We start from the raw sequence: 9,675 nt of genomic DNA, 5'->3' as shown, positions 1-9,675 counted from the left end.
AACCACTACTACTGCCTTCATGGTTCGGGACTTTCACCCTATAGATTGCACCCATGCCGGGCGCACGAAAAAGCTGCCTTATAGACAGCTCCGATCTTCAGCTAAAGCACCCGTTAGCGTAAGTACATTAATTCACAATCTTATTTTCCAGACCATGACATTTAAAGTTATAATCAGGATTTTTCCTAACCTCTTCTTTCTGAAGTTCATACATGGCTATTTTATAGTTTATTTCTTCCAAGTGTTTTAAGCTTTCTTCAATTTTCTTCTGCACTTCCAATTTATGCTGTATCAACATTTCTTCTCTTTGCAAGAAGGTAGGATTTCCTACTTCATAAAGTTCCTTATATTCTTTTATTTTAGAAAGAGGCATTCCTGTCTCTCTAAGACAACGAATAAAAGAAATCCAATCGATATGTTGTTCGCTATAAACTCTACGACCTTTTTCATCACGAGTTACATTTGGTAGTATCCCTTGCTCTTCATAAAATCTAAGTGTCTTTGCAGATATATTTAAGTTCTCCACTACATATTTCATTGAATACAACATTACTTACCCCACCTTTAGTTACAGTTACTGTAACTAAAAATATATCATAAAGGAGAACTAAAAACAAAAATCCTTTATATAATCATATAAAAATTAACGCTTTACTTACCCTAACGTTAACCAATTACACTGAAGTAGAACTTCTAATAGGGATAGTTGTAACGGCTCAGAATGGTAATAATAGTAGTCAGATTAACTCAACATTAGAAGAATATTCGATAGAGAGGTTAAAGAAATGAATCAAAAATACAGTAGGTTATTTGAATCCTTCACATTCAAAAGTGGAATAACAATTAAGAATAGTATCGTCATGGCACCTATGACAACCTGGTCAAGTAATGACGACCTTACCATTTCGGATGACGAGGTAAAGTATTACAAACAAAGAGTAAATGGAGTAGGACTCGTCATTACAGGGTGTACTCATGTTACACCTAATGGGCAAGGTTTTACGAATGAATTTGCTGGATACAATGATGAATTTACTCCAAGTTTACGAAAATTAGCTGATGCAGCGAAAAGTGGAGGCTCACCTGCGGTACTTCAGATTTTTCATGCAGGTAATAAAGCCCTGCCTAGATTGGATGCAGTTAGTGCGAGTGCATTGCAACCCGAAGTTACTAATTTAGGTTCAACTTCAGAAACAAGAGAACTTTCACATGAGGAGATCTTGTCGATTATACGTGCTTTTGGCGACACAACAAGAAGAGCGATTGAAGCTGGATTTGATGGCGTCGAAATTCATGGGGCTCATGGATTTTTAATTCAAAATTTCTGGTCACCAGCGACCAATCAGCGGACGGACCAATGGGGAGGATCACTTGAAAATCGCTTGCATTTTCCATTGGCGATTATTGAAGAAATTAAAAAGGTAATTGAAAAACATGCTACAAAACCATTCATTTTAGGATACCGATTTTCACCTGAAGAATCCTCCAAAGAGGACGGATTACGTATGAAAGACACGTATGAATTAATTAATTTCCTTGTTGAACAGGATTTAGATTATATACATGCTTCATTAGATAATGTGTCTTCAAAGCCAGTAGATAGTCAAGATGAAAAAACACGGCTTGAATTGATTCTTGAAAAAGCAAACGGTAAGGTACCTGTGTTGGCTGCTGGTTCCATGATAACACCCGATGATGCTCTTAAAGCTATGGAATTAGGATTGCCGCTAATCGCCATTGGTCATGCGTTAATTATGAACCCCGATTGGGTTGAAAAAGTCGCAAATGGACGTGAAGCCGAGATCGCTTCTGAGTTGAACGTTTCGAAACTCGACCAGCTTAATATTCCAGAAAAACTACGGAATGTTATTCAAGCAATGCCAGGTTGGTTTAATATTGGTAAATAAAAAAATAGTCCTATGGGCTACTTTTTTATTTATCTTGAACTAACCTGCCCCTTTAGTTCCATAAGAAAAGAGCTGCCATAAAAACAGCTCCGATTTACAGCTAATGCACCCGTTAGTTGATTAATTTTTTTACCTTAAAAATGTTTTGTATATAAATTAAGAGGGTAGAATTAGTTAGTTAGAAAGTTATTTACTTGGGGGATTAATAATGGCAACTCTTTTAAAAAATTTAACAAATTCGTTAATCGAGACCCGTCAGCGATACGCAATGCTTAAAGAACATGGCATTGAATCAATGAGTACCATTTATCCTGATATCCCTTGGAATGCCGATATATATTATCATCTTTTAGCGACCTTACCCAAAGAGATTGACCGTCTGGAACAAAGGATTTTAAAAATAGAAAGCAATTTTAAAGTCTGCCAATGATGGTGGGCTTTTTTCTCTGTTAAACGATAATATTGTTTCCCGCAAAAAAATTTATAGGTTCTTTTGGTGGGCATGTTGTTCAACAAAAGCACCCGTTAGTTCAACAAGACAGGAGTTGCCTTAACAACTCCTTTAAGGGGTATCGTCAGGAAAATGCGGATTTAAAACGTTAAGAAAATTGCAGCAAAAAATCAATTCCTTTATCGTTTAGGAATCGACTTTTTATTTAGCTTGTTTCGTGAATAGAAAAATAAAATGTTAAAATAGAATAGAAATAATTTTTTATTATGAATAAAGAAATAAGGAGGAAGAGATGTTTTGATTAATTTTAAAAAATGTGGTTTAGAGGATATTGGAACACTTAAGGGGATTTCTGTAAAAACGTTTGTGGATACATTTGGTGAATATAATACAGAGAAAGATATGTCTTTATATATTCAGAACTCATTAACAGATGAAGCATTAACGGAACAATTAACTAATTCTGATTCTCTTTTCTATCTTATGTTTGATAATGAAAATCTAGTTGGTTATCTTAAATTAAATATTGAAAAAGCTCAAAGTAAGATTTATGACGAGGACAGTGTAGAAATTGAAAGAATTTATGTATTAGATGAATTTCAACACCGAGGATTCGGTCAACAAATGCTTGATAAAGCTATTGAAATAGCAAAGCAATTAGATAAAGGGTCACTTTGGCTTGCGGTATGGGAAAAAAATAATGGTGCAATTTCTTTTTATCATAAAAACCACTTTAAACAAGTGGAAACAATTACCTTTACTTTGGGGGAGACCCCGTTTACTGGATTGGTTATGAAAAAATGGTTTCATTAGATTCTCTAAGACCACTAAAACTGTCTTAACGTTGTTAAAATTGGGGGAAATGTCAGGAAAAAAAGCTTAACGTTGTAAATCCGCATTTTCCTGACGGTACCCCATGCCCATCAAGCTAAGAAAATAGGTCACCCCCCAAAACGATAAATTGAGCTTATAAGTTATACAAGAAAGTACAAAATTTCGTTCTGGGGGCACTACAAAACTTTAACTTGATGGCAATGTGGCGGGACCCCATAAATAAAAAGGTGAAATTCGAACTTGAAAATCATAAATTTCTTAATATTAAATTTTCCGATATCTTAGATATTTTTGTCCATGAATAAATACTTTAAACGTTATAAACAGCTTAGTGAGCTGCTGAATAATCTAATCACAAAAAACCGACGGTCGTGGTTCGACTGTCGGTTCGGGTTTTGTTTATCTAACGCTTTTTTAAATTTTTTAAATGGATAATCTGGATAACTTTTATGATTTTTTTCTAACTGCTTAGGGTACACCTGTAGAAATAACAATGTTTACTCATCGACAGTACCCTCAGTCGGATATTTTTCTTTCAAAACATGATGTAGAAACATTATTCTAACAGCTATTATAAACTTTTTCTTATCGGTTAAGGATTCTTGATTTCTCAAGAATTCTTCTAACTCTTCCGTAGTTATTTCACAATAAGCAGCCAACGTCTCATAACTTAATCCTATGTCTCTATGCAATCCTTCTATAATACTACATAATCTTTGTTCTTCATCAAAATCAATAGCTGTTAAAAAGGCACTCATTTCTATTGGATGAGTGTGATACATTTTGTGATTAGTATATAAAATCTTATTTATTACATCATCTGACATTTTGTATATTTTTTTCATTTTTTCAATATTTTCTTCCAATGTAATAATTTTCATGAATAGTTCCTCCTAATATTTATTAATTGGGCTATACAAAATTAGTAACTAAGCGTGAAATTAGGTTATATTAACCATAAGAGTTGTTATATGGTTTTTTATACTTCCAATTTTAACTAATAGTCTACTTATACTTCCAAACTTTGTCCAATTAAAAGTATACGAATCAGCTAAAATAGGAATTACATAGATGATAATTACATTATCATAGATAAAAAATAAAAAGGAGATGTAAACAAAAGATGACTTTTTTAAGAAAGCTGGCTTTATTCTTTACCCTAGTGCTTGTGTTTGCCTTAATACCTAGTTTGGCAAGTGCTGAACAGGGCAATACTGTACCTGATGGTGATCAGGAAAATTTACATATTCAGGTGCCTATTGAAAAGGTTGAGGATTCAAACGGGGACTCCTCGAAGGATTCTTCTAAAGAATCTAAAGTTGTGGCAGCTGCAGCTAGTAATGTTGGATATGTAGATGTATGGGTAACTAAGAGTCCTAAGAAAATTAATTGGAAAGTACATGTTAATCCTCCGTATAAAGGTAATGGATTTAACGGATAGTTAAGTGTTACACACTTAACTCAAGGATCAAACCAGAGGTATCACATTACTACCATGTCAGGCAGTTTGACCCCACCGATTCCTACTAGTACATATGGTGGTAGACTTGAGGGAACCCTTACTTATAATGGTTCAGTGACCGGTGTTACACTAGCATCTGGATACCTACAATGGACTAACTAATAAGTAATATATTTAAATCCCTACTTCTAGCCAAATATTATAAAAAACCACTTACTGGTAAGTGGTTTTTTTGTTGCACCGGGATCCGGCGCAGCTGCAACATTTTATTTTGGACCTGATCTTTTTGGGGTAGCGCCACATGCCCATCAAGCTAAGTAAAAACAATACCTCCAATAACGAAAAAACGCTATTCTTATTGTAAGAAGTTTACGAAGAAAGGATGGTGTTTTTTTATGAATCCTATTATCTCCAGTGAACTGACACTTTTTGCACAAGAATTACAACGTTTTCTATCTCCAATTGTCATACAAGAAACTGCCAAACAGGTGGGCTTTGTACAACGATCTAGTAAGTATCAAGCAAATGGACTTATCGCCCTTTGCGTTTGGCTCAGCCAAGAAGTCGCTAGTACATCACTTACGCAATTATGTAGTCGTTTAGAGGCTTCGACGGGTGTATTAATAAGCCCAGAAGGGCTGAATCAACGCTTTAATCCAGAAGCTGTCGCATTTCTTCGAGAAGTCTTTACTTCTCTTCTCACACAAAAACTCTGTTCAAATCAATCGCTTTCTGCACACTTGATCTCTACTTTCAATCGTATTCGGATTTTAGATGCGACTGTATTTCAGCTACCTGATTCCTTTGCTACAAATTATCAAGGCTCTAGAGGGAGTAGTAATACTGCAGGGGTGAAAATCCAATTGGAATACGATTTATTAAGTGGCCAATTTTTAAACGTACAACTAGGACCAGGAAAGAACAATGATAAAACATATGGGACCATCTGCCTTGAAACCGTAGAGGCGGGCGATTTGTGTTTGCGTGATCTTGGTTACTTCGATTTAGGAGACTTACAAGCCATTCATGATAAAGAGGCTTACTATATCTCGCGGTTGAAGCTGAATACACGCATTTATATCAAGAACCCTGAGCCAGAATACTTCAACAATGGCACGTTAAAAAAACAAACAGAATACATCCAACTTGATATGACACAAATGATGTCTGGTCTAACCCCTGGTGAAACGATGGAAATCCCCGAGGCATATATTGGCCAAAATCAGAAGCTTCCAGCACGTGTCATTATCCATCGTTTAACCGATGATCAAACGCAAACACGCCTGAAAAACCAAGCGATACGTGAAAAGAAGAAAGGCATTGTCATGAAGGATAAAAGTAAACGTTTAATGGGCATGAATGTATATATCACGAACACGTCGCTAGAAGAAGTACCGACGAACTATGTGCATTCATTGTATTCACTTCGTTGGCAGATTGAGATTTTGTTTAAAACGTGGAAGTCATTCTTTGAAATTGATGAATGTAAAAATATTAAAAGAGAACGCCTAGAGTGCCATTTATATGGACAACTCATTGGCATTCTCCTCTGTTCTTCTACGATGTTTCAAATGCGACAGCTTCTGCTTGAAAAGAAAAAGCAGGAGCTGAGTGAATACAAAGCGATTTATATGATTAAAGATTACTTTCCGTTGCTGTTTCAAGCGATAGCAGTTGGCACAGAAGAACTTTTGAACATTCTGCATCGCCTTTATCAGCTGCTCAAAAAGAACGGTCGTAAATGTCATCGGTATAAGAAGATGACCGTCTTTGATATTCTAGGGGTCGTGTATGAAACGACGGTGAAGCATAGACAAGCTGCCTAGCGAAAAAATCGCGTTTTAATAGGCTTCTTTGGCATGCCTACTATTCCATCACTCGCTAGTTTTGAAACAATATCATTTTGTGCTATTAATTTACGTTGTTAGCTTGATGGGCATGTGACGCTACCCCAAGATTTAGTAGGGAGACAAAAAGTAGTAGAATTTAAATAAACAAGGAAACTCGACATCTATTTACAATACTGGAAAAAGGAGATGTATTCATTGTAAGTGGCTCTCGCGAAAAAAATAAATGTTGTATGAAATTGCTACTTAGAATCCTTGTTTACTGCTATCCATCAGCTATTTTTTTAGTGTGTTTTTTAGTGCGATTCTCAGTGTGAATTTCGCAAAAGGTTTACCATTAGATTAAACCTAATAGCTTATTGACTTTTTATCATGAAATTGTATAATATAACGGTGAAATTGAATTAAAGAACTACACATTATATCACAATTATATATCTCTGCAATATGTTTCCTGACAAGGTGCTGGCGTATCTAGGGACGCGTTGTCGGGTATATGTGGGTCGTGTATGTCTAAGACCAAGGGTTTCTAAAAGTCTCGATATTCCCCGGAGCGTATACTTTTCACCCCATTCCTTTGCAATATACTGCGCTACTAAGGAAAGGGTCCAATTGTATGTAGTAGAAAGTCCTACATCCATGGGCGTTTGATGAGTGACTACTTGAACAAGTTCTTGTTTCTGTTTGTCAGTTAGCTTGTGTGGTGCACCTGAAGAATGCTTCATTTTTAAGCCATCAATTCCCTCTTTTTTATAGGCATTGATATAAGTGGAGATGGTTTTAGGACTACGAAGAGTTATGTCACTGATTTCTTTTTGCTTGTAACCTTTTATGTAAAGATAAATCGTTTGATAACGTTCAAACGTCCGACGGTCATTGGCCCCCTTCATAGCTTCCATAACACGTAAAATTTCACTTTGGTTATTCAAAGGAAACATCCCTTCGATTAGATTTTATTGTTTTTATACCCAAACTGTTGAAAATGAAACCCTTTGATTCAACACACGTGAACATATTGTTCCTTTGAATGATCAATAATTATTAGGGTAATTTCAGATCAATTTACAGCTAGTAAAAACGAAGCAACTTGTTTTTACTAGCTGTAAATCATTAGACCGACGGCTAATCGTTTAAAGTAACAGACTTCACGATGGATTAAGAGATATAGTAGTGGTTCTTCGTGCCCTTTGTCCAGTAGAATTTGAGATTTTGAAAACCTATCATTTTAAAGAAAGCAGGATGAGTATGGGGACTTTATACCAAACAAATGAACATGAACGAGAGCGAATCAACGCTTTACAGCGCTATCAGATTCTAGATACCCCTCCAGATGGCTCTTTTGACAGGATTACCGCATTGGCTTCTCAGCTATTAAATGTACCCATCGCAATAACAAGCTTAGTAGATGAGGATCGAATTTGGTTCAAGTCCCATCATGGGTTGGACGTGCAGGAGATTGACAGGGAGCCCGGTCTCTGTGCCTCGGCCATTCTGAACAACGTACCCTATATTCTTAATGATGCAAGTATAGATCCTCGCTCGTTGGCAAACCCTTTGGTTGCAGGAGAAATGGGCTTGCGTTTTTATGCAGGGATTCCACTGGTTACCCATGATAATCACAACCTTGGGGTGTTATGTGTAATTGATTTCGAGCCGCGTGAAATCACTAAACAGGAAATCAATATCCTTAGTAAGCTCGCTCAAGTCGTCATGGACGAGATGGAATTACGTTTGGCTGCACGTAAAATTGAAAAACTTAGTAAGGAAAAATCAAATTTATTAGCAGTTTTAAGCCATGAGATTCGTACGCCACTGAACGGTGTAATTGGAATGTCCAGTTTACTACATTCTACTGAATTGACCCAAGAACAAAATGAATATGTTGACGTGATTGAGACGAGCAGCCAATCCCTACTTACTATGGTGAATCATATATTGGATTATTCGAAGATAGAGTCAGGTAAAATGAAATTGAACATCCAACCCTTTGACATCCATTTCTGTATAAAAAAGGTTATGGATCTGTTTTCTGCTGAAGTAGAGCAAAAAGAGCTTTGTTTAACCTATGAAATTGATCCTAAAATTCCAGATATTTTAATAGCTGACGATCATAAAATCCGTCAGATTTTGGTTAACTTAGTGGGGAATGCTGTCAAGTTTACTAAAGAGGGAGAAATTAGCACTCTAATTAATTTGGTTTCTTCTGATTACGACGCCGATTATGCAACGGTATCCTTTACAGTGAAAGATACAGGCATCGGTATTCCGAATGACCAAACCCACCGATTATTCCAACCTTTTAGTCAAGTACAGGCCTCGGCTTCTGATGAAATTAGACAAGGAACGGGCCTTGGTCTTTCTATCTGTAAACAATTGGTGGAATTGATGAATGGGCGTATTTGGCTGGAGGAATCAACCAAAAGTGGTTCGACCTTTACCTTTGAACTCAGATTGCCATTCGAATATTGATATCTGAATAAAATAGAGTTCAAGAAAAGGGGGATGTCTAATCGACAACCCTTTTTTTCTATAAAAAAACCTTGATTATTTTCTTGATTTTAATGATTTCTAATAGATAGCGTCATTGGATATACCAATACTTGGTATAATAGTAATAAGTAATTCCTAATCCCTAATCTTTCCTGTTTATCCTCTCTTTTACATAACCACCAGCATAATAAAATAATTAAGCCTATCATAGTGAAGAATAATGTTGCAATGCCAAATGGTGTATTTAAGAATTTTTGATAAAAAACATCATACATTTCATCATCACCCTTACTAGTTTGAGCATAAGAGGTAATTAGATGAATGTTAAAATATGTAAAAAAATGAAAATGGACAATTATTAAGGTTTTTTGAACTAAATGCTCCAAATAATAAAAAAGAGGTTCATTTCCTTGTTACTATAGCCCAAACAATTAATCAAATTGATATTGATTGTATTTTGACTTTTCATCATGTAATAATGGTTTTTTTATTACCGCACAGTACGACTAAACCATTACATAACAAAAGGAAATTATTACAAATCGTTAGCGAATGGACCCTCATTTACATTCTTTATAGATAAAATTGAATGTACGGAAACTACCTTACTTAAAGAAACACTCTTTGCAAATTACCTTAATCTCTTTTTCTTTTTGGGGTAGAGTCACATGCCCATCAAGCTAA

At 35.6% G+C, this 9,675-nt stretch carries 9 protein-coding genes; 6 read left to right on the top strand and 3 right to left on the bottom strand.

What is annotated here, in order from left to right; translation table 11 throughout:
• Nucleotides 1-127: 127 nt before the first annotated feature.
• Nucleotides 128-538 (bottom strand): MerR family transcriptional regulator, encoded by a 411-nt coding sequence (locus J7J00_RS27310; RefSeq protein ID WP_286201611.1) that lies wholly within the window; start codon nucleotides 536-538, stop codon nucleotides 128-130.
• Nucleotides 539-785: 247 nt separating this feature from the next.
• On the opposite strand from J7J00_RS27310, the gene J7J00_RS27305 reads away from it, so the two are divergent.
• The 3 genes from J7J00_RS27305 to J7J00_RS27295 all read left to right on the top strand — a co-directional run bounded on the left by J7J00_RS27305 (nucleotide 786) and on the right by J7J00_RS27295 (nucleotide 3,171).
• Nucleotides 786-1,907 carry an NADH-dependent flavin oxidoreductase gene (locus J7J00_RS27305; RefSeq protein ID WP_214796285.1) on the top strand — a complete coding sequence of 374 codons (1,122 nt, stop codon included), beginning with the start codon at nucleotides 786-788 and terminating at the stop codon, nucleotides 1,905-1,907.
• Between the two features lie 208 nt (nucleotides 1,908-2,115).
• The gene (locus tag J7J00_RS27300) at nucleotides 2,116-2,337 is read left to right on the top strand and encodes a hypothetical protein (RefSeq protein ID WP_214796282.1); all 222 of its coding nucleotides are present in this window, start codon (nucleotides 2,116-2,118) and stop codon (nucleotides 2,335-2,337) included.
• A gap of 318 nt (nucleotides 2,338-2,655) precedes the next feature.
• On the top strand, nucleotides 2,656-3,171 hold the full coding sequence (locus J7J00_RS27295) for a GNAT family N-acetyltransferase (RefSeq protein WP_214796280.1): 516 nt from the start codon (nucleotides 2,656-2,658) through the stop codon (nucleotides 3,169-3,171).
• 518 nt (nucleotides 3,172-3,689) lie between these two features.
• Here J7J00_RS27295 and J7J00_RS27290 read toward each other — a convergent pair.
• The gene (locus J7J00_RS27290) at nucleotides 3,690-4,073 is read right to left on the bottom strand and encodes an HTH domain-containing protein (protein WP_214796278.1); all 384 of its coding nucleotides are present in this window, start codon (nucleotides 4,071-4,073) and stop codon (nucleotides 3,690-3,692) included.
• Nucleotides 4,074-4,315: 242 nt separating this feature from the next.
• Here J7J00_RS27290 and J7J00_RS27285 point away from each other — a divergent pair, with 242 nt between their 5' ends.
• Together J7J00_RS27285 and J7J00_RS27280 are read left to right on the top strand one after the other, a co-directional pair.
• Nucleotides 4,316-4,633, top strand: a complete 318-nt coding sequence (locus J7J00_RS27285; RefSeq protein WP_214796276.1) for a hypothetical protein — start codon at nucleotides 4,316-4,318, stop codon at nucleotides 4,631-4,633.
• Nucleotides 4,634-5,049: 416 nt separating this feature from the next.
• A complete protein-coding gene (locus J7J00_RS27280; protein ID WP_214796274.1) occupies nucleotides 5,050-6,480 on the top strand; it encodes an IS4 family transposase in 1,431 nt (476 codons plus the stop codon).
• A 440-nt stretch (nucleotides 6,481-6,920) separates the two neighbouring features.
• Here the strand turns inward: J7J00_RS27280 and J7J00_RS27275 are convergent, their stop codons facing one another.
• The gene (locus tag J7J00_RS27275; RefSeq protein ID WP_214796272.1) at nucleotides 6,921-7,430 is read right to left on the bottom strand and encodes a helix-turn-helix domain-containing protein; all 510 of its coding nucleotides are present in this window, start codon (nucleotides 7,428-7,430) and stop codon (nucleotides 6,921-6,923) included.
• Nucleotides 7,431-7,746: 316 nt separating this feature from the next.
• Between J7J00_RS27275 and J7J00_RS27270 the strand changes: the two genes are divergently transcribed.
• Entirely contained in the window at nucleotides 7,747-8,970 is a 1,224-nt protein-coding gene (locus J7J00_RS27270; protein WP_214796269.1) for a GAF domain-containing sensor histidine kinase, read from the top strand.
• The last annotated feature ends 705 nt before the right edge of the window (nucleotides 8,971-9,675 follow it).

The sequence above is a fragment of the Bacillus sp. ISL-4 genome, assembly GCF_018613275.1.
In the GTDB taxonomy this organism is placed as follows: domain Bacteria; phylum Bacillota; class Bacilli; order Bacillales; family DSM-1321; genus Peribacillus; species Peribacillus simplex_E.
This window is presented reverse-complemented; position numbering and strand designations above follow the sequence as displayed.